Below are 21372 nucleotides of genomic sequence, written 5' to 3' on the forward strand. Positions count from 1 at the left end.
CTCGGAGATCGCCTATGCTTGGGGCTGCTTCGCGGGGCCCATGAGGCCCAGCGAGGCTATTGAGTCTGCTGTGAGGAGGGTTGGGAGTTATGCACTGTCCCTTCTGCAGGCACCCCGACAGCCGTGTCGTCGACAGCCGTACTACCGACGACGGCACGTCGATCCGCAGGCGCCGCCAGTGTCCTGACTGCTCCCGTCGTTTTACGACGGTGGAGACATGCTCGCTGATGGTGATCAAGCGGTCCGGAGTCACCGAGCCGTTCAGCCGTACCAAGGTCATCAACGGTGTGCGCAAGGCATGCCAGGGACGGCCTGTCACCGAGGACGCGCTCGCCCAGCTCGGCCAACGGGTCGAGGAGGCGGTGCGGGCCACCGGAAGCGCCGAGCTGACCACCCACGACGTGGGGCTGGCCATACTCGGCCCGTTGCAGGAGCTCGACCTCGTCGCCTATCTGCGATTCGCCTCGGTCTACCGGGCCTTCGACTCGCTCGAGGACTTCGAGGCCGCGATCGCGGAACTCAGGGAGACGACGGGACACCCCGCCGCGGACGACGAAGACCGCGAAGACGATGTGGACGCAGCCACGGGGGGCCAGGAGAACGACCGCGGGTCCGGAGGGACTGCACAGGTCCCCGTGCCCGCCAACGCCGCCGACTGAGGGCGGGCCGGATCCGGACGTCAGACCCCGGAATCCGGTCGAGAGGGCGGCGACAGAAGACCTGTTGCGGGCGGCGATCAGAGGGTGCCCGCAGCACCAGACAGAACACGTGCCACGGGGAACATCGGGGCACTTCAGGGCGTTTTAGCCCGTACAGGGAGGCGGCATGACAGAGACGGCGAGCGGTCCGGCACGGAGTTCCCGCGCCAAGGGCCCCAAGGCGGCCAAGGGACTGCGTGTCGAGCGCATCCACACCACCCCCGGCGTGCACCCGTACGACGAGGTGGCCTGGGAGCGCCGTGACGTCGTCATGACCAACTGGCGCGACGGCTCGGTCAACTTCGAGCAGCGCGGCGTCGAGTTCCCCGACTTCTGGTCGGTGAACGCGGTCAACATCGTCACCAGCAAGTACTTCCGGGGCGCCGTCGGCACCCCGCAGCGCGAGGTGAGCCTGAAGCAGCTCATCGACCGCATCGTGAAGACGTATCGGAAGGCCGGCGAGGACTACAAGTACTTCGCCTCGCCCGCAGACGCCGAGATCTTCGAGCACGAGCTGGCGTACGCCCTCCTGCACCAGATCTTCAGCTTCAACAGCCCCGTCTGGTTCAACGTGGGTACCCCGCAGCCCCAGCAGGTCTCCGCCTGCTTCATCCTGTCCGTCGACGACTCCATGGAGTCGATCCTCGACTGGTACAAGGAAGAGGGCATGATCTTCAAGGGCGGCTCCGGCGCCGGCCTGAACCTCTCCCGCATCCGCTCCTCCAAGGAGCTGCTGTCCTCCGGCGGCAATGCCTCCGGTCCGGTCTCCTTCATGCGCGGTGCGGACGCCTCCGCAGGAACGATCAAGTCGGGTGGCGCCACCCGCCGCGCCGCCAAGATGGTCATCCTCGACGTCGACCACCCGGACATCGAGGACTTCATCGAGACCAAGGTGAAGGAAGAGGAGAAGATCCGCGCTCTGCGTGACGCGGGCTTCGACATGGACCTGGGTGGCGACGACATCACGTCCGTCCAGTACCAGAACGCCAACAACTCGGTCCGCGTGAACGACACGTTCATGAAGGCTGTCGAGACGGGCGGCAAGTTCGGCCTCACCTCCCGCATGACCGGCGAGGTCATCGAAGAGGTCGACGCCAAGGCCCTGTTCCGCAAGATGGCCGAGGCTGCCTGGGCCTGCGCCGACCCCGGCATTCAGTACGACGACACCATCAACCACTGGCACACCTGCCCGGAGTCCGGCCGTATCAACGGCTCGAACCCGTGCAGCGAGTACATGCACCTGGACAACACGTCCTGCAACCTCGCCTCGTTGAACCTGATGAAGTTCCTCAAGGACAACGGCAAGGGCAACCAGTCGTTCGAGGTCGAGCGCTTCGCGAAGGTCGTCGAGCTCGTCATCACCGCGATGGACATCTCCATCTGCTTCGCGGACTTCCCGACCCAGAAGATCGGTGAGAACACGCGCGCGTTCCGCCAGCTCGGCATCGGCTACGCCAACCTCGGCGCCCTGCTGATGGCGACCGGCCACGCGTACGACTCGGACGGCGGCCGTGCCCTCGCCGGTGCCATCACCTCGTTGATGACCGGCACCTCGTACAAGCGCTCCGCCGAACTCGCCGCGGTTGTCGGCGCGTACGACGGCTACGCCCGCAACGCGGCTCCGCACCTGCGTGTCATGAAGCAGCACGCCGACGCCAACACCGTGGCCGTCCGCATGGACGACCTCGACACGCCGATCTGGGCCGCCGCCACGGAGGCCTGGCAGGACGTGCAGCGCCTTGGTGAGAAGAACGGTTTCCGTAACTCCCAGGCGTCCGTCATCGCCCCGACCGGCACCATCGGTCTGGCGATGTCCTGCGACACCACCGGTCTTGAGCCCGACCTCGCGCTGGTCAAGTTCAAGAAGCTGGTCGGCGGCGGCTCGATGCAGATCGTCAACGGCACCGTCCCGCAGGCCCTGCGCCGCCTGGGCTACCAGGAGGAGCAGATCGAGGCGATCGTCGCCCACATCGCCGAGAACGGCAATGTCGTCGACGCCCCCGGCCTCAAGCACGAGCACTACGAGGTGTTCGACTGCGCCATGGGCGAGCGCTCCATCTCCGCGATGGGCCACGTCCGCATGATGGCCGCGATCCAGCCGTGGATCTCCGGCGCCCTGTCCAAGACGGTCAACATGCCGGAGTCGGCGACCGTCGAGGAGGTCGAGGAGATCTACTTCGAGGCCTGGAAGATGGGCGTCAAGGCGCTCGCGATCTACCGCGACAACTGCAAGGTCGGTCAGCCCCTCTCCGCCAAGACCAAGGAGAAGGAGAAGGCCGAGGTCACCGCGAAGGCCGAGGAGACCATCCGTACCGCGGTCGAGAAGGTCGTCGAGTACCGCCCGGTCCGCAAGCGCCTGCCCAAGGGCCGTCCCGGCATCACCACGTCCTTCACCGTCGGCGGCGCCGAGGGCTACATGACCGCCAACTCCTACCCGGACGACGGTCTCGGCGAGGTCTTCCTGAAGATGTCCAAGCAGGGCTCCACCCTCGCGGGCATGATGGACGCCTTCTCGATCGCGGTCTCCGTCGGCCTCCAGTACGGCGTGCCGCTGGAGACGTACGTCTCGAAGTTCACCAACATGCGCTTCGAGCCGGCCGGCATGACGGACGACCCGGACGTGCGGATGGCGCAGTCGATCGTCGACTACATCTTCCGCCGCCTGGCGCTCGACTTCCTGCCCTTCGAGACGCGCTCCGCGCTCGGCATCCACTCCGCCGAGGAGCGTCAGCGCCACCTGGAGACCGGTTCGTACGAGCCCTCCGATGACGAGGTGGACGTCGAGGGACTGGCCCAGTCGGCGCCGCGCGCACAGGAGCTGAGGGCCGTCGCCGCCCCCAAGGCCGAGGCTTCGGCGGCGCCCGCTCCGCAGCAGGCTCACACCAGCGCCGAGCTGGTGGAGATGCAGCTGGGCATCCAGGCCGACGCCCCGCTGTGCTTCTCCTGCGGCACGAAGATGCAGCGGGCCGGCTCCTGCTACATCTGCGAGGGCTGCGGCTCGACCAGCGGCTGCAGCTGACACCGTGCGGGGCTTCGCCCCGACCGTCGAATAGCCCCTGAAGGGCACTGACGGCAGGTTGCGCAAAAGAGGGGCGCCGACGACAGGTCGGCGCCCCTCTTCGCTGTACGTCCGTCCCGCGTGTGGGCGCGTACGGCCACGCGCGCGTGCGGGCGACTCTCAGGTTTGACGAGTACTGCCCATGACCGCTGTGAACGTCGCCGGGTCGTCCTCGAAACCGTAGATGCCCGGGTGGAACGCCCAGCTGCTCGATCCTTCGCGCACGAACTCCGCGATCGTGGCCGCCGTAGAGCCCAGCACTCCGCCGAAGTCGTCCTCGGCCATGACGGTGTAGCCCTCGCGGATCCGCAGAGCCGGCTTGACGACGCTGACGAAGGTGCGCTCAGCAGGGCGCTGCTGGATCACGACGCCGACCAGCACGCGCGCGTACCGGCCGTCGAGCCGGTCGAGCTCCACGGTCATCACCTCGTCCCAGCCGAACCCCTTGCCGTCCTTGCTGTCCCGGTTGAGATAGATGGTGCCGTCGGGAGAACGGCTGTCGAAGTGCACCACGTAGTCGGGATCGCCGTAAGGATCGCTGGTCAGATAGGTCGCGGCGACTATGTCCAGATCGGTGGGCGGCTGCCCGGCCGGACTCGGATCCCACTTGAGCGAGATCTCGACTTTCCGGATCCCCTTGTTGATGGCGTTCACCAGGCTTCCCCTTCCCCGTAACGCGAATGCTGCCAGCCTGAACTGCCCCGTGGACAAGGCCGGTTGTCCATCCTGCCACGCGCGCGGGTACGCGCGCCGGGGACCTGTCGGGCCGACCGTGACCGGCGCCACGCTGACTGGCCTTACCATGGCGCGGTGCTGGTCAAGTGGATTCGCTGCACCGTGGTGGACCGCCGCGGCTTCGAGCGGGGGCAGCGAAAATGGGCGGGGCTTCTGGGGAACCGTGCGACCGGCCACGACGGTTCCGGTGCTCGGGGGCGGCAGGGGGTGGCGCACACCTTCTCGTTCTGGGAGAGCCGTTCCTTCTACGACTCCTTCATGGCCCGCTCCCATGACCGGCTGGCAGCTGCCCAGTCGGGCACCTACAAGGACATGCAGGTCAAACTCTTCGACTACCGCTTCGACGTGAAGACCGGCTTCGAGCCGCGCTTCACCGACGCGGACCTCGTCCGGGTGGCCCACTGCCGTGTCCACGAGGAACGCGCCGAGCACTTCATGCTGATGCAGGAGAAGGTCTGGAACCCCGCCATGGCCGGCTCCCCGGGCATGGTCCGCGGACTCTTCGGCGAGGCTCCGGGCCCGGAGTTCCTGGTGCTGTCGATGTGGCGGTCGGCCGCGGAACACGGCAAATACCGCACCGAGCGCGTGGAGCGACTGGCGCTGCGCGCCCAGACCGAGGCGGATGTCGCGGCCCTTACGGGTGACATTGTGGAGCTCGAAGCGACCTGGACAGTTTGAAATCCGGACCCGCTACTCGTGCGCCTCACTGTGGCTGGTGGTGCAGGAAATGTGTGACCTACGCCGTATGGAGCCCGTACGAGTGCTCGATCGGGCGTCGGCCGATCTAGGGTTTCGGCATGGCACGACCACGGCGCATCGTCCTTGTCCGGCACGGGGAGTCAACGGGCAATGTTGATGACACCGTTTACGAGCGTGAGCCCGACCACGCGCTGGCCCTTACCGAGCAGGGCTGGAGGCAGGCGGAGGAGACGGGCAAACGCCTGCGCGAGCTGTTCGGCCGCGAGAGCGTCAGCGTGTACGTCTCGCCCTACCGCCGTACGCACGAGACGCTGCGGGCCTTCCACCTGGACCCAGAGCTCATACGGGTGCGCGAGGAGCCCCGCCTGCGGGAGCAGGACTGGGGGAACTGGCAGGACCGCGACGACGTACGACTCCAGAAGTCCTACCGGGACGCCTACGGCCACTTCTTCTACCGCTTCGCCCAGGGCGAGTCCGGAGCCGACGTGTACGACCGGGTCGGCAACTTCCTGGAGAGCCTGTACCGCAGCTTCGAGGCACCGGACCACCCGCCGAACGTGCTGCTCGTGACCCATGGACTGGCCATGCGGCTGTTCTGCATGCGCTGGTTCCACTGGACGGTCGCGGACTTCGAGTCGCTGTCCAATCCGGGGAACGCGGAGATGCGGATGCTCGTTCTCGGGGACGACGGCAAGTACACGATCGACCGGCCGTTCGAACGCTGGCGTGATCCGGAACCGTACGGGATCACCGGATAGAGTGGCAGGGCGATGACCGCTGACTCCTCTCCCGAAGGGCGCCTGGACCGCGCCCTCGCCAGTCTGCGCGCACTGGCGGTGGGTGACGCCCTGGGCTCGCAGTTCTTCGTGCCGGTGAACTATCCGCTGCTGAAGCGTCACGAGCTCCCGCCCGGCCCTTGGCAGTGGACGGACGACACGGAGATGGCCTGCTCGGTGGTCGCCGTGCTGGCCGCCCACCATCGCATCGACCAGGACGCTCTCGCCCGCTCCTTCGCCGAGCGCCACGATTTCGACCGGGGCTACGGTCCCGCGGTCAACCGGCTGCTGCGCCTGGTCAGGGAGGGCGGGGACTGGCGCGAGCTGTCGTCCGCGCTCTTCAACGGTCGGGGCTCCTGGGGCAACGGCGCTGCGATGCGGATCGCACCCCTCGGGGCTTGGTACGCGGACGACCCCGAGCAGGCGACCCACCAGGCCGAGATCTCCGCCTATCCCACGCATCAGCACCGTGAGGCCGTGGTCGGCGCCATGGCGGTCGCCGCGGCTGCCGCGCTGGCCGCCGCCCCCGGCGGTCCGCCCAGCCCTGAAGCGCTCCTCGACGACGTCGTTGCACTCGTTCCGAAGAGCGCGGTCGGGGCGGGTCTGCGGCGCGCCCGGGACATGCTCGACTACGGCGACGCCGCCACGGTCGCGGCGGTGCTGGGCTGCGGGCGGCGTACGACGGCCCACGACACCGTGCCCTTCGCGCTCTGGTCGGCTGCCCGGGCCCTGGGCGACTACGAGCGAGCCTTCTGGACGACCGCGCAGGTGGGCGGCGACGTGGACACCACGTGCGCCATCGTGGGCGGCGTGATCGGCTCGGGGAAGGCCGGGTCGGTGCCGGCCGAGTGGGTGGAGCGGACCGAGGCGCTGCCCGAGTGGGTGCCGACGCCGACGTCGGCGTAGCGCGGTTCTACTGCCCTGCCGGACCCCTCGATAACTTTCCGTGCGGCTCGGGAACTCTGCGTGATCGCCGGTCCGTTGTCGTGGCAGTTGGTGTGCGTCCGCTGGGGCCGCATGCGCAGGTGACACACGAGGGGCGCAGGGGGTGGAGTCATGGGGTTCATGTCGGTGCTCGGCGCGTTGATCGTCGCGGCAGTTGCCGCGTGGAGCGGGCTGTGGCTTTCCCGCCCCATCGGGCACCGCCCGAGGGCGCTCGCTTTGAGGGCGGTGCGGATGGCCGGCTCGTCGTCCTCGCCGTTTGTCCCCCGGACTCGATCCGGCCATCCGCGGCCCTTCGCGGGCCCGGCCGTGTCAGCCGGCCATCGGACCCGCCGTCCCGGAGAGGGCTTCCAGATCGCTCTTACGGACCCGGATCACCAACCACGCGGTGGCCAGGGCGAGTACCGCCATCGCGGCTGCCGCCACGAAGCCCATCGAGATGCCCTGGGTGAGCACTTCATGTCCCCATCGGCCGGGCAGCTGGTGCGTCTGGGTGAACTCCGCCTTCTGCTCGGCCGACCCCTCCGCCATGAACTTCGGCAGCTGCTTCTCGGCCTCGTCCCTGCTGGCCGAGCCGAACACCGTCGTCAGGATGGACAGGCCGAGCGAACCCCCCACCTGCTGTGTGGCGTTGAGAAGTCCGGACGCGGCACCGGCCTCGTGCTGGGCGACCCCCGAAACCGCGGTGATCGTCAGCGTCACGAAGTTCAGACCCATGCCGAAGCCGAACAGCAGCATCGGGCCGAGCACCCCACCGACATACGAGCTGTCGGAGGTGAGGAGGGTCTGCCAGGCCAGCCCGATCGCCACGAGGGCCGACCCCACGAGCATGAACGGCTTGGGTCCGAGCACCGGCAGGAAGCGCTGCGACAGGCCCGCGCCGAGCGCGATCACGACGGTCACGGGCAGGAAGGCGAGACCCGCCTCGATCGGGCTGTACTCCAGCACGTTCTGCACGAAGAGGACGATGTAGAAGAACATGCCGAACATCGCCGCAGCGAGGCTGAGCATGATCACATACGTGCCCGAACGGTTGCGGTCGGCGAACATCCGGAGCGGGGTGATGGGCTCCTTGGCCCGCGACTCAATGAACGCGAAGGCCAGCAGAAGGACCACCGCGGCGCCGAAGGACCCGATGGTCAGACTGTCCCGCCAGCCCTCGTCCGCCGCGCGGATGAAGCCGTAGACCAGGGACGCCATGCCCGCCGTCGAGGTCACCGCGCCCGCTATGTCGAAGCGGCCGGTGTGCCGTTCGGACTCGCTGATGTACAGGGGCGCGAGCACGGCTATCGCGATGCCTATGGGCACGTTGACGAAGAGCACCCATCGCCAGTCGAGCCACTCGGTGAGCATGCCGCCCGCGAGCAGGCCGATGGCGCCACCACCCGCGGAGACGGCGGCGAAGACACCGAACGCGCGGTTGCGTTCCGGTCCTTCGGGAAACGTGGTGGTGATGAGCGCCAACGAGGTCGGCGACGCGATCGCGCCACCCATGCCCTGGAGTACACGCGCGGCCAGCAACTGCCAGGGCTCCTGAGCGAGTCCGCCGAGCAGCGAGGCGAGCGTGAACAGCAGGATGCCGGTCATGAAGACCCGACGGCGTCCCAGGATGTCACCGGCGCGGCCGCCCAGAAGCAGCAGACCGCCGAAGGTGAGCGTGTAGGAGCTGACGACCCAGGTGAGGTCGGTCGTGCTGAACTTGAGAGCGTCTTGAATGTGCGGGAGCGCGATGTTCACAATCGTCGCGTCGAGTACCACCATGAGTTGGCAGGCCGCGATGACGGTGAGCGCGATGCCGGGATGTCCCTGCCGGCGGGCCGCACCTGGTTTCTGATCTTTGATCAACTGAGAGGTTGTCACTATGGGTCCCCCACAAGTGCCTTAGTGAACGCTYGCGTTCACTGTCGCGTCAACCGTAGTGAGTCCCCAGTAGTGAACGCRAGCGTTCACTCGTATTGTCGTCACGCGGCATGTCCCCCGCAGTTGCCGTGTGGTGAGTCCCGTGTCCCCGGAATCCCCGCTTCCCCTGTTTGTTGGAGACGCTCAGATGGTTACCTCGCGCTGGACGGCCGCCCCCGCTCAGGCGGCCTCCCCCCGTCGGCGCGGCGCCGTGCTCGAACGCGCGATCCTCGATGCCGCACTGGAGCAACTCAGTACCGTCGGCTGGAACGGCCTCACTATGGAGGGTGTTGCCGCCGGCGCGCAGACCGGCAAGGCCGCCGTCTATCGCCGCTGGGCGTCCAAGGAGGACCTGGTCGCCGACGCGCTGCGTGCGGGACTGCCCCGTTTCGAGTCGGCCCCCGACCTGGGGAGCGTGCGCGAGGATCTGCTGGTGCTGTGCCGGCAAGCGCGTGAGGCGATGTTCTCGCGCCCAGGATTCGCCTTGCGGTCGGTGATTCACGAATGCGACACCCTCCAAGCCGAGCGCTTTCACGGAGTGATCTTCGAGGGGGTCGTCGAGCCGACGATCGCGCTGCTCCGCGAGGTCATCACCCGTGGCATTGAGCGAGGAGAGGTGCGAGAAGACGCGGCGAACGGCTATGTCTTCGACGCCATTCCGGCGATGATGATGTACCGCTCAAAGATGTGCGGGAGCGAATGGGGAGATCGGGATCTGGAGGAGATGATCGACCAGCTCATGCTTCCCCTGCTTCGCCCGACAGGCGTCTGACGCATCGCGGCTCCGGTGCGGAGATCACTTCGGTGAACCAGGGTGTCGAAGCGGGTTCCGGGCGGCGTAGGCTAAGGGCGCCATGCCGTACGAACCGCCTACTCACACCGTCGAGCGCTCCCTTCGAGCCACGACCGGAGCGAAGATCATTGCCGGTGTCGACGAGGTAGGGCGCGGCGCGTGGGCCGGGCCTGTCACCGTCTGCGCAGCGGTCACCGGATTGCGTCGTCCTCCGGAAGGTCTCACGGACTCCAAGCTGCTCACCGTCAAGCGACGCACCGAGCTCGCCGCCAAGCTGCGGACGTGGGTCACGTCGTACGCCCTCGGGCACGCCTCTGCTGAGGAGATCGACAAGCTGGGGATGACTGCCTCGCTGCGGCTCGCAGCAGTGCGTGCCCTGGAAGCCCTTCCGGCCCGCCCCGACGCCGTGATCCTCGACGGGAAGCACGACTACCTCGGGGCTCCCTGGAAGGTCCGTACGGTGATCAAGGGCGACCAGTCGTGCGTGGCGGTCGCGGCGGCCTCGGTGATTGCCAAGGTTCAGCGCGACAAAATGATGGCCGAACTGGGTATCGACCATGCAGACTTCGGTTTTGCGGACAACGCCGGGTATCCGTCGCCCGTGCACAAGGCCGCACTGGCGGAGCGGGGACCCACCCCGTACCACCGGTTGTCGTGGGCGTATCTTGATGCGCTGCCCCAGTGGCAACACCTCAAGAAGGCCCGCACCTGGGTGGACGGAAGCGTTCCGGAGATCGAGGGCCAGCTCGGCTTCGATTTCTGACGATTCCGCTCGCACTCTTGTGCCACCCGCCGACGCGAGCCGTACCAGCGTTTGATAGACATCAGCTCATGCCTCTCATTCCCGAGGAGCCTCAGATTCACGAGAGTGCCCAGGGTCCCCGCGCCACGCCGGCCAGTGGCCGCACCGCGCCGACCCCTCGTCCCGTACCCGGCCCGCGCCCCGCGGCTCCGTCGCGTCCCGGCCGACCCGGGCCCGTGCGGCCCGCGCCGCCGGTGCAACGTGCACCGCGGGATGCGGCCGTAGCCAAGCCCGGACAGCCGGGCCCCGCTGCTTCCACCGCCCCCGCTCCGGCGACTGCGGCCCCGCAGATCCAGTTGATCCCGGCCTCGCCCGAGGGAGCGCTCGACGCTGCCGAGGAAGCCGTCGACCTGCTGCTGGACTCGGGTCGCTCTCCCGGCGAGGTGCTGGTGATCACCACCGGCGAACAGCACCCGTGGGCCACCCACGAGCTGTCCTTCGGAGAAGCCTCCTACTGGGCGCAGCACGACGCCGGCGACGACGTGTTCTACGCCGACGCCTCCACCCTGAGCCGTGCCGCGGTGCGCCCCGTGGTCGTCGTGGCCGTCAACGGCGGTCCTGACACCGCTGCGGCCGGCGCCCTGCCCCTGGCTCTCGGCCGGGCCGGTGCCCTGCTGATCGTCTGCGGTGACCCGCAGCGGATCAACTCGGTGCTGGGCGCGGGCGTCTGATCCGGTTCCGGTTCGTCCGGGGGACATTCCGCAGGACACCGGGGGATGGGGCGCCGCTGATGCGGCGTCTCTGCACGGCGGGGTTTTTGCCATGCGCGGACGAGTGAAGAGCTCGCCGTGCTCAGGCCCCGTCGGTTCGGGGGAGTGGGTCCATGTACGGCGGAGCCGTCGTGGACCGTCTTCCGAGCCCAGTCGAACGGAGCCCGTCGCGTGGCCGTTCACGGTGCTCGGACAGCTGGGCCGTAGGCCGCTCCGGTCAGCTCTGGTCGTCTTGTGTCTCTGCCGTCGAATTGTCTCTGCCGTCGAATCGAATGCGTCGTTCGGCGTGACCTGTGTCGACGGTGTAATGCATACGGCGCGACCGCTCTGTCGGCCGAGCGCTTGCCCCCTGAACGGGCCTCCGCGTCCTCAGCGGGCAGCCGCGCGCCGAAGGACCTCGGAGGCCGCGCCGCCGGTGCGGGGCAGGGGGACCGGTGACTCGGACGTCGCGAAGGGCTCGGGCATCGAGTCGACGTTGGGGCGGCGGCCGCCGCGACCCTCGCCGAGGACCTGCCAGCCGTCATGGGTCAGCGTGATGTACGCCCCGCAGCGCAGGCCGTGCAGGGTGCACGCGTCACGCAGACCCCACATCCAGGCGCCGTCCTCCTCCGTCCAACGGGCATCGCCGTCACGGCAGTAGAGCAGCACAGCGGTGCGTACCGGGGTGCGGCGCCGCAGGTCGTGCGGGATGACCCGGCGCAACTGGGCGAGCAGCGCGTTGCGGAACATCCAGCCGTCGGCCGGGGCCGCTCGGCGGGCGAACGAGGCACTTGCCCGCAACCGCTCCTCGGCGTCGAGCACCGCGACGATCGCCGTCGCCGGTCCGGGCTGGTGCCGGGAGTGTAGACCGCTGACGATCTCGCGAGGGTTGCGCAGCAGCGGAATGCCCGCGGCGGCCCATTCCGCAGGTTCGAGCATGCGGGCCAGGGAGTTGGCGGATGCGGTGGACAGGTCGGCTGACGTCGACATGGATGCTGCGGAGGACGGAGCGAATCCGAAGGTCACGGTCCTCCCTTCGGCTACGTGCCCACACTGCGGGCGAGGTCGGATTCGGGGGAGCGCACACCGCAGCAGGGCCCTTCCGGATCACGGACGAGCCGCGCGGGGAGCGGACCCCAATTCTTCCTGTCGAACCGGAATGCGGCAACGAGCAATTGGGGCCACCGACCGATATCCGATGGTGCGAGGGTTATATCCCTACCCAATGCATGACTGCGAGACGCATGGGGCGACCGTGAGCAACCAGGTCGTACCGCCTGATGGGGGTGTACGCCCTGGATGCGCCGGACTTGGCGGCCGAGGTTCGTGCCGGTCGTGATCACCCCTGGACGGCCAGAACCAATGGCATCACCCCTTGAGCACCCGCCCGGCGCAGCATGCGCGCCGCGACGGCGAGGGTCCAGCCCGTTTCCGTGAAGTCGTCGACCAGCAGCACAGGACCCGGGGTTTCGGAGAGAGCGGAGGCCAGGGCGGCAGGCACGGTCAGCGCGCCGTCGAGTGCCTTCAGCCGCTGCGCGCTGTTGCTCCGCGACACCGGGGATGCCTCTCCGGTGTACTCCAGGGAACCGAGCAGTGGGAGTCTGCCGATCTCGGCGATACGCGCGCCCAGTGAGTTGATCAGCTGCGGACGGGTGCGGGAGGCGATGGTGACCACGCCGACCGGGCGCGGTGCGGCGTCCTGAGCCCCGGAGGCCCAGCCGCCCGGTCCCTTGGCCCAGTCGACCAGGACGCCCACGACTGCTTTCGCCACGTCGTCGGGGACGGGTCCGTCCGGGGCGTGCGGCGCGAACATCGGTCGCAGACGGTTGCCCCAGCCGATGTCCGACAGTCGCCCCAAGGCCCTGCCCGGTGCGGCCTGTTCGCCCGCAGGGATACGCCCCTTGAGGTCGACGCCGATCGCCGGGAGACCGGTCGGCCACATACGGCGCGGCTCCACCTCGACCCCTGCTCGGCCGAGGTCGACGCGCGCGGCGTCCAGAGCGACGGTGGACGTATCGGCGGTGAAGCGCGCGCCCGCGCAGTTGTCGCAGCGGCCGCAGGGCTTGGCTCCCTCGTCGTCGAGCTGACGCTGGAGAAACTCCATGCGGCAGCCCGTCGTCGAGGCGTACTCGCGCATCGCCTGCTGCTCGGTCTTGCGCTGCCGGGCGACCCACTCGTACCGCTCGGCCTCGTACACCCAGGGCTGTCCGGTGGCGATCCAGCCGCCCTTGACCCGGTGGACCGCGCCGTCCACGTCCAGGACCTTGAGCATGGTCTCCAGGCGGGAGCGGCGCAGCTCGACCAGAGGCTCCAGGGCGGGCAGCGACAGGGGCTTGTCCGACCGCGCGAGGACGTCGAGCGTGCGGTGCACGAGGTCCTCCGAGGGGAAGGCGAGCGAGGCGAAGTACTGCCAGATCGCCTCGTCCTCCTGTCCCGGAAGGAGGAGCACCTCGGCGTGCTTGACGCCACGGCCGGCGCGGCCGACCTGCTGGTAATAGGCGATGGGGGAGGAGGGCGAACCGAGATGCACCACGAAGCCCAGGTCGGGCTTGTCGAAGCCCATGCCGAGCGCGGAGGTGGCGACCAGGGCCTTGACCCTGTTGCCGAGCAGGTCGTCCTCGGCTTGCTGGCGGTCGGCGTTCTCCGTCTTGCCGGTGTAGGAGGCGACCGTGTGTCCGCGTTGCCGCAGGAAGGCCGTGACCTCCTCGGCGGCGGCCACCGTGAGCGTGTAGATGATCCCCGAGCCCGGCAGCTCATCGAGGTGGTCGGCGAGCCAGGCCATCCGGTGGGCGGCGTCCGCCAGACGCAGCACACTCAGGCTCAGGCTGTCCCGGTCCAGTGGACCGCGCAGCACCAGGGCGTCCGAGGTGCCCCCGGTGCCGAGCTGTTCGGCGACATCGGCGGTCACGCGCGCGTTGGCGGTGGCAGTGGTCGCCAGCACGGGCACTCCGGGCGGGAGATCGGACAGCATGGTGCGCAGCCGCCGGTAGTCCGGCCGGAAGTCGTGGCCCCAGTCCGAGATGCAGTGCGCCTCGTCCACCACGAGAAGGCCGGTCGCCGAAGCCAGCTTGGGCAGTACCTGGTCGCGGAAATCCGGGTTGTTGAGGCGCTCCGGGGAGACGAGCAGCACGTCGACGTCGCCCGCGGCGATCTCGCTCTGAATCGTGTCCCACTCCTCGGTGTTGGAGGAGTTGATCGTCCGGGCATGGATACCGGCCCGCGCGGCGGCATCGACCTGGTTGCGCATGAGCGCGAGTAGAGGGGAGACGATCACGGTGGGGCCGCTGCCCTGTGACCGCAGCAGAGACGTGGCCACGAAGTAGACCGCGGACTTGCCCCACCCCGTCCGCTGCACCACGAGTGCCCGGCGTCTGTCGGCGACCAGTGCCTCGATCGCCCGCCACTGGTCCTCGCGCAGCCGGGCCGTGCCGGTGTCGTCCCCGACGAGGCGGGCGAGGACCGCGTCGGCGGCGGCCCGGAGATCCGCGTTGCTCGTGTGCTCCATGGGTTCCATACAACAGGACCGCACTGACATCGGCGGCCGGTCGGGTCGGGCGGCGGCGTGGGCCGCCTCTACCGAACCCGGGTTGTCGTGTCCCTGGTCGGAGTTATCCACAGGGCAAAGCGGAGTCTCAAGATCCGCGAGATCGTCTCCGCATGACGAACCACAGCGAAGCGACCGGATCTCCCGAAAGCGACGGCACCACGGGCCAGGAGCAGCATGCCGCCCCTGGCGCAACCGACCCGAACGACGCGGATGACATGAGGGCGCTGCCCGCCGGACACGACGAGAACCGAGGAGGCGCGCCACATCAGAACCCACTCGACTGCACGGCGTACGAAGGGCAGCTGCCCGAGCACCAGGTCACCTTGCGCACCCCGGCGGAGCTCGCCGACGCCCTGCCCTATCTCCTCGGCTACCGCCCCGAGGACAGCATCGTGCTCGCCGCTCTGCACGACAGGGACGGCCGCGGCCGGTTCGGCGGCCGGGCACGGCTCGGCATTCCCGCGAGCACGGACGACTGGGACTCCGCGGCCACACAGCTGGCCCACGGACTGGTGACGGGCAGCGAGCGCAGGGGAGCCCGGCCGGAACAGATCGTTGTCTTCCTCTGCCAGGAACCGGCCCAGGGCGAGACGGGTCGGCAGGTGATGGAGCGACTGCGACCGCTGGCCCAAAGGACGCGGCTGGCGTGCGGCAGCCTGGACGTGCCGGTGGTCGAGGCGCTGTGCATCTCGGGCGGTCGGTTCTGGTCGTACTGCTGCGACAGGACGGAGTGTTGTCCGGCGGAGGGACGGCCGATGGGCCTGCCCGGTACGTCGGTGCTGGCGGCCGCGGCGGCCTATGCCGGAGTTCAGGTGCGGGGCACGCTGAGCGAGTTGCGGGCCAGGCTGCTGCCTTGGGAGACCGCCGCCGTCGAGCAGGAGCGCGCTCTGGACAACGCCGGGATGGCGCTGGTCCCCAGGATCCTCGACGACGAGGAACGCGCGGGCGTGGCGGAGGAGACGCTGGAACTGGCCGAGAGCCTCTGGGCCCGGTTCGCCGCGACGCCGGCCGCGTCCGGAACGCTCACCGCGGATCGCCGTGACGACGAACTGCTCGGTCACGAGGAAGCCGCGAGGCTGATTCTGGGCCTGCAGGACCGAGCGACACGCGACCGCTTGGCCGAGTGGATGGAGGGCGACGAGGCTGCTCCCGCCCTACGGCTCTGGCGAGCACTTGCCCGCCGCTGCGTCGGGCCGTACCGGGAGCACGGAGCGGCGCCTCTCACCCTGGCCGGCTGGGTCGCCTGGTCCACCGGCGATGAGCTGGAGGCCCGAGAGGCCTTTGCCATGGCGCTCGGCGCCGACGCCGACTATCTCTTCGCCCGTCTGCTGCACCAAGCCTGCAACGAAGGGCTGGACGTCGAGTCGATCCGCCGCTGCCTGCGTTCCGAGCGCGTCGGGCGTGAGACGACGGATGCGGGTCGGCCAGGCAGGCCGGGAGATGTGGAGGAGCCGGTGCGGGATGACGTGACGAAGCGCGCGTCGGAGTCTGACGCGGGGGACCATCGCCGGTCCCGGCACTCCACGGGTTCGACCAGCGGTCTCCACCGGGTCACGAGGGCCCTCGGGCGAAAGCGTGGGACGAGTGCTTCGCGCCCGGGGCGGCGTCCGGCGTCCGGTGCACATCCGGGCGGCCCGCGGCCTGGCGGCAACGCGCCAGGAATCTCGAAGAGCGCCGCTGAGCGCACGGCGAAGACCCCTGCGCGCGCTTCGAAGAAGGGAGCCGTGCGTCGGAGCGGGCCCGGCACCGACGGCGTGCGCCCCGGGCACGCGGGCGTGGAGGGGGAAACGTGAGCCGTCGCGTGCAGAGCCCTGAAGAGCGTCATCGAGCTGAACGAGCCCCCGCCTCGACCGGGTTACCTCATGCCGGGCGTGACCTGGAGGGATCCCACCCCGTTCACCTGAGTGGCGGAACGCCTGGGCCGGCCGTGCCGTCGAACCGCCCCTGTCACTCCGGATCCCCCAGCCGGCGCCGCACTGACCCGCGGCGCGATGAGCGCAGAGGAAGCCGCACGATGCCACAGCCGACTCCGACCTCCCCGGCCGCCGCCGATCGTTCGACAGCCAGTGGGCCGGTGCCGTCCCAACGGCAGGACACGGGACCGCCTCGTGGCCGGATTCCACGACCTACCTGGTGGCGCACACCGGATAAAGCCGGTCCCCCTGACCCACAGGAACAGCAGGCCCGACTCCTACAGCAGCCCACAAGGCCGACAAGGCCGAGCCCCTCACCCGCGTCAACAACGATCCAGGCCCCGACGTCATCGCCAGACGCCGACCACGCACAACTGCGACCGTACCCGCCCCGGAGCGCCCTCTCCGGACCACAGGTCACAGCCCCTCCAGATCAATCCAAGTCCACTCCGGTTCAACCAGCTCAACGCGCCGGCTCCCCCACTCAGCCACCAACCGCCCGTCGCTCCGCCGCACTACCCCCCACCCACAACGCCTTGATCTGCGTCGCCCTCCCGGGCCTCGCCATCTCCACGGAGCAGGGCCAGTTGACCGGCCGAGGTCTCGACGGGTTCTACCGCGCAGGGCGGCGCCTGCTCTCGCGCTGCCAGGTTCGCGTCGCCGGACGTGAACCGCTCGCGGTCCAGGCCCGGATGACCGCGGCCGACCGTGTCCGCTTCGTGGGCACGCTGCGCACCTCCCCGCAGGACGGCCCCGACCCGGACGTCGTCGTCGAGCGCACTCGTCACGCGGACGGCACCGAGCGGATCACCCTGCGCAGCGCGGCCGTCCGCCCCCTGCGTCTGCCGGTCGAGGTCGCGCTGGCCACGGACCTTGCCGACCTCGGTGCCATCGCGTGCGGCAACACCGGACCGGAGCTGCCGGCCAGCGTTCACGACTCCGGCCTGCGCTGGTCGTCAGCCAGAGGGAACTCGACGGTGACGGCCGACCCGCCGCCCACCGACGCGCTGGCCTCGGCAGGGCTGCTGCGCTGGGAGTTCGAGCTGCCCCCTGGAGGCACCGCGAACATCGAGCTGCGGGTGCGACCGGACGGAGCCGGACCCGTGCGTGCCGTGGGCCGGGTGGCGACCAGCCCGCTGGCTCCCGCGCGGGCGGCGGGCGACGATCCCAGAGTCGAGGCGTTGCTGCGGACGAGCATCGACGACCTTCAGGGTCTCCTCCTGCGCGACCCCGCCCACCCCTCCGACACTCACCTGGCCGCCGGGGCGCCCTGGCGCTGTGGACTGGCCCCGGCCGAGGCCCTCGCCGCCGCCCGGATGACCCTGCCCCTGGGCACCCGGCTCGCCGCGGGCACTCTGCGCACACTCGCCCGCACCCAACTCCGCGACAAGGGACCGCAGTCCGGCATGATCCCCGGACCGAGACGGGACGCGGGAACGCATCTGCCACCGGGATGCACCGGCACGGAGGCCACGTTGCTCTTCCCCGCGCTGCTCGCGGAAGCCAGACGCTGGGGGTTGCCCGAACCCGAGGCCGAGGAACTCCTGCCGACGGCTGAGCGGTGCCTGAGCTGGCTGCGGACCACCGTGGGCGACGGCACGTATCTGCCCGACCCGCATCCCGGCGGTCCCGTCCGTTGCGAGACCCAGGCTCATGCCCACCGTGCGGCGCTGCTCGGCGCCGATCTGCTCGACTCCTGCGGCAGACCGGGAGGTGCCGAGCTGCGGCACTGGGCCAGGGCACTTCGGACGGCGTTCCGAGCGGACTTCTGGCTCGACGACTTGGGCGGTGGCAGGCCAGCTGCCGCCCGGACACCGGACGGACGCCCCGTGCCGTACCTGGGGGCCGCTGCCGCCCACCTCCTCGACACCGGCCTGCTGGGCGGGGGAGAACAAGCCCCCGGTCTGCTCGACAAGGTGCAGACCGAGCAAGTCGCCCGGCTGCTCGGCGGTCCGGCCATGGACTCGGGCTGGGGACTGCGTGGACTGAGCGCGAAAGAGGCTGGGCACAACCCCTTCGGCCACCGCAGCGGCGCCGTGAGGGTCCATGAGACGGCGGTCGCCGTGGCCGGCCTCGCCGCTGCCGACTACGAGAAAGAGGCGAGCGCGCTGCTGCGGGGCGTACTGGCGGCCGCAGAGGCGTTCGGCCACCGGCTCCCGGACATGTACGCGGGGGAGGCGCGCAGCGAAGGAGGCGCTCCCCTCCCGCACCCGGCGGCCTGCCGCCCGGCGGCCACGTCCGCGGCAGCCGGGGTGCTGCTGCTCGCCACGCTCGCCGGCATACGCCCGGACGCCCCGGCGGGGACGGTCACTCTGCGGCCCATGCGCGCCGCGCCGCTGGGCGAGATCGTCCTGACCGGCCTTCGGGTTGCCGGAGCACCCTTCGCCGTACGCGTCAGCCGGCTCGGTCTCGCCATGGTCGAGGAGGCGGCCGGCGGGCTGCAGCTGCGAGCGTGAAGGGGTGCGGCGGATGGCGCGACCCCCGTACGACACGTGACCTGACTTGGCACGAGAACATGCCCTGACCTCGCACGATGCACGACGGGACCACGTACGACGCGTGACGTGACCGCACGCGACACACGCGCCGCACGAGCGGACAAAGCCGCGTCCAGGGCCGGTGACGCTCACACCGGACCCGAATTGGATCAACAGCCGCTGGGCTCGACGAAGGGAGTGTTTATCGTCAGGCAGACGACTATGATCGCCGCATGCCCTACGACCCGTCAGCCTTCCCGCCCTTTGCCGTCACCGTGGACCTGGTCGTGCTGACCGTGCGCCGCCATGCCCTGTGCGCGCTGGCGGTGCGCAGGGGGGAACCGCCGTTTCAAGGGCGTTGGGCATTGCCAGGCGGGTTCGTGCGGGCCGACGAGGACTTGGCGCAGGCCGCCGCGCGTGAACTGGCCGAGGAGACCGGGCTGCGGGCCCACGACCCCGCCGTCCCCGTCCAGGACAACGGCGCTCACCTGGAGCAGCTCGCGACCTACGGTGACCCCAAGCGGGATCCGCGGATGCGGGTGGTGAGTGTTGCCCACCTGGCGCTGGCCCCGGATCTGCCGGCGCCCCGCGCGGGCGGCGACGCCAGCAATGCCCGCTGGGCTCCGGTCGACGAGCTGTTGCAGCAGGGCGGATACGGCCGCGACGGCGAACCGGTCGCGCCGCTCGCCTTCGACCACGCGCAGATCCTGGCCGACGGTGTGGAGCGCGCCCGGTCGAAGATCGAGTACTCGTCGCTGGCCACGGCGTTCTGCCCGACCGAGTTCACCGTCGGGGAGCTGCGCCGCGTCTATGAGGCGGTGTGGGGCGTGGCGCTGGACCCGCGCAACTTCCACCGCAAGGTGACGGGCACGCCGGGGTTCCTCGTCCCCACCGGCGGTACAACCACCCGTCAGGGAGGCCGCCCCGCTCAGCTCTTCCGGGCAGGCGGAGCCACGCTGCTCAACCCGCCGATGCTGCGCCCCGAGGTCTGACGCGGGAGCCGGAGGCGCAACACAACACCGGTCCGGGGGTGGGTTCGACGTGTCCGGGGCCGGGGCCGAAAGACGAACCGGGCCCGACCGGGCGGATTACCGTCGGCGTAGCGGGCCTTGCCCTACCGGAAAAAACGGACATAGCGCGCTATCTTGCTGCGGGTGATCCAGGCGATCGGACTGACCAGCAACCCTCGCAAGGAGTTTCCCCCCGCCCTCGACGATGTGTCCTTCGAGGCTCGTGCGGGACGCGTCACCGCGCTGCTCGGAGCGGCGGGAGCGGGCAAGACGACGGCGCTCAGACTCATGCTCGAACTCCAACAGGGCCGTGGTATCACCTTCTTCAGGGGACGCCCCCTGCACCGCATGGCGCATCCGTCGCGGGAGGTCGGCGTGCTCCTCGGCGATGTCCCCGGGCATCCGGCGCGCTCGGTGCGCGGTCATCTGCGCATGCTGTGCGCTGCGGCGGGTGTGCCGGCCCGGCGTGCCGACGAGGTCCTGGAGGTGGTCGGCCTCGTCAGCCTGCGCGACGAACGCCTCGGCACTCTCTCGCGCGGCATGGACCGCCGCCTCGGTCTGGCCTGCACGCTCCTTGCCGATCCACACACGCTCGTCCTCGACGATCCCGCGGACGGGCTCACGACCCGCGAGCGCCGTTGGCTGCACGGCGCGCTGCGCGCACACGCGGCCCAGGGTGGCACGGTCCTGCTGACCACGGCCGACTCCAAGGAGGCCGCACGCACCGCCGACCACGTCGTCACGCTGGAGCGGGGCAGGCTCATCGCCGACCAGGACGCCGCCGAGTTCGCGCGCACCCGCCTGCGCCCCCGCGTCGCCGTCCGCACCCCCCACGCCTCGCGCCTCGCCGCCCTGCTCACCAAGCAGGCGCGCACCGCCCACCGCTCCGTCGAGGTCGTACGAGAGAGCGGCAACCGCCTCTCGGTGTACGGCAGTAACTGCGCCGACGTCGGCGAGATCGCCTTCCGCAACGGCATCCTCGTACATCAACTCGCCGACGAGATCGGGGACATGGGGCCGGACACCGAGCCGGACCCCGACTCGATCGAGCCGCGAACCGACGAGGCGCCGCAGGATACGTACGGCGACGCAGTCGGCGATCGCAGGCGCAGGGTCACCCGCGCGCCGAAGCGGGGCGACGGGCAGGCCGCGGCCGGTGATCTTGCGGCGACGTCCGAGATGCCGCGGACGGCCGGCGGCGAGCGGGCCGGGACCGCAGCGCGCGAGCCCTTTGCTGCGGGTCCGCAGGAGGCTGAGGACGAGCCTTCGTCGAAGGCCGACGGTTCGCGCTCGTCCGTCTCGTCCGTCTCGCCCGWCGACGACCTGCCCGACCT

16 protein-coding genes are annotated in these 21372 nt (G+C 69.9%); 12 read left to right on the top strand and 4 right to left on the bottom strand.

What is annotated here, in order from left to right; genetic code table 11:
• Positions 1-89 precede the first annotated feature (89 nt).
• Both nrdR and EAO75_RS07560 read left to right on the top strand, forming a co-directional pair.
• Positions 90-659: a transcriptional regulator NrdR gene (nrdR, locus tag EAO75_RS07555; RefSeq protein WP_147994168.1), complete on the top strand. Its 570-nt coding sequence runs from the start codon at positions 90-92 to the stop codon at positions 657-659.
• A gap of 166 nt (positions 660-825) precedes the next feature.
• Positions 826-3717, top strand: a complete 2892-nt coding sequence (locus EAO75_RS07560; RefSeq protein WP_147994169.1) for a vitamin B12-dependent ribonucleotide reductase — start codon at positions 826-828, stop codon at positions 3715-3717.
• 159 nt (positions 3718-3876) lie between these two features.
• On the opposite strand, the gene EAO75_RS07565 is transcribed toward EAO75_RS07560, so the two are convergent.
• Positions 3877-4410 carry a TerD family protein gene (locus EAO75_RS07565; RefSeq protein WP_147994170.1) on the bottom strand — a complete coding sequence of 178 codons (534 nt, stop codon included), beginning with the start codon at positions 4408-4410 and terminating at the stop codon, positions 3877-3879.
• A 156-nt stretch (positions 4411-4566) separates the two neighbouring features.
• On the opposite strand from EAO75_RS07565, the gene EAO75_RS07570 reads away from it, so the two are divergent.
• The 3 genes from EAO75_RS07570 (at position 4567) to EAO75_RS07580 (ending at position 6872) form a co-directional block, all read left to right on the top strand.
• Positions 4567-5169 carry a DUF4937 domain-containing protein gene (locus EAO75_RS07570; RefSeq protein WP_147994171.1) on the top strand — a complete coding sequence of 201 codons (603 nt, stop codon included), beginning with the start codon at positions 4567-4569 and terminating at the stop codon, positions 5167-5169.
• Positions 5170-5288: 119 nt separating this feature from the next.
• Positions 5289-5948: a histidine phosphatase family protein gene (locus tag EAO75_RS07575; protein ID WP_147994172.1), complete on the top strand. Its 660-nt coding sequence runs from the start codon at positions 5289-5291 to the stop codon at positions 5946-5948.
• A gap of 12 nt (positions 5949-5960) precedes the next feature.
• A complete protein-coding gene (locus EAO75_RS07580) occupies positions 5961-6872 on the top strand; it encodes an ADP-ribosylglycohydrolase family protein (protein WP_147994173.1) in 912 nt (303 codons plus the stop codon).
• A 348-nt stretch (positions 6873-7220) separates the two neighbouring features.
• Here EAO75_RS07580 and EAO75_RS07585 read toward each other — a convergent pair whose 3' ends face one another.
• Positions 7221-8768 carry an MFS transporter gene (locus EAO75_RS07585; RefSeq protein ID WP_147994174.1) on the bottom strand — a complete coding sequence of 516 codons (1548 nt, stop codon included), beginning with the start codon at positions 8766-8768 and terminating at the stop codon, positions 7221-7223.
• A 187-nt stretch (positions 8769-8955) separates the two neighbouring features.
• Between EAO75_RS07585 and EAO75_RS07595 the strand changes: the two genes are divergently transcribed.
• The 3 genes from EAO75_RS07595 (at position 8956) to EAO75_RS07605 (ending at position 11073) form a co-directional block, all read left to right on the top strand.
• A complete protein-coding gene (locus tag EAO75_RS07595; RefSeq protein WP_147994175.1) occupies positions 8956-9579 on the top strand; it encodes a TetR/AcrR family transcriptional regulator in 624 nt (207 codons plus the stop codon).
• Positions 9580-9661: 82 nt separating this feature from the next.
• The gene (locus tag EAO75_RS07600; protein ID WP_147994176.1) at positions 9662-10363 is read left to right on the top strand and encodes a ribonuclease HII; all 702 of its coding nucleotides are present in this window, start codon (positions 9662-9664) and stop codon (positions 10361-10363) included.
• Positions 10364-10431: 68 nt separating this feature from the next.
• Entirely contained in the window at positions 10432-11073 is a 642-nt protein-coding gene (locus EAO75_RS07605) for a hypothetical protein (protein WP_147994177.1), read from the top strand.
• Positions 11074-11481: 408 nt separating this feature from the next.
• On the opposite strand, the gene EAO75_RS07610 is transcribed toward EAO75_RS07605, so the two are convergent.
• Entirely contained in the window at positions 11482-12117 is a 636-nt protein-coding gene (locus EAO75_RS07610) for a hypothetical protein (RefSeq protein WP_147994178.1), read from the bottom strand.
• A 313-nt stretch (positions 12118-12430) separates the two neighbouring features.
• Positions 12431-14596, bottom strand: coding sequence for a RecQ family ATP-dependent DNA helicase (locus EAO75_RS07615; RefSeq protein ID WP_147994179.1), 2166 nt, complete (start codon positions 14594-14596; stop codon positions 12431-12433).
• Positions 14597-14748: 152 nt separating this feature from the next.
• Here EAO75_RS07615 and EAO75_RS07620 point away from each other — a divergent pair, with 152 nt between their 5' ends.
• From EAO75_RS07620 to EAO75_RS47095, 4 genes are all read left to right on the top strand, one after another.
• A complete protein-coding gene (locus tag EAO75_RS07620; protein ID WP_147994180.1) occupies positions 14749-16431 on the top strand; it encodes a DUF4192 domain-containing protein in 1683 nt (560 codons plus the stop codon).
• Positions 16432-17090: 659 nt separating this feature from the next.
• Positions 17091-19007, top strand: coding sequence for a glycogen debranching N-terminal domain-containing protein (locus EAO75_RS07625; protein WP_147994336.1), 1917 nt, complete (start codon positions 17091-17093; stop codon positions 19005-19007).
• A gap of 254 nt (positions 19008-19261) precedes the next feature.
• Entirely contained in the window at positions 19262-20020 is a 759-nt protein-coding gene (locus EAO75_RS07630) for an NUDIX hydrolase (RefSeq protein ID WP_126395568.1), read from the top strand.
• Positions 20021-20182: 162 nt separating this feature from the next.
• A partial coding sequence (locus EAO75_RS47095) for an ATP-binding cassette domain-containing protein (RefSeq protein ID WP_261989172.1) occupies positions 20183-21372 on the top strand: 1190 nt, incomplete at its 3' end.

This window comes from Streptomyces sp. UW30, from assembly GCF_008042075.1.
Lineage (GTDB): Bacteria > Actinomycetota > Actinomycetes > Streptomycetales > Streptomycetaceae > Streptomyces.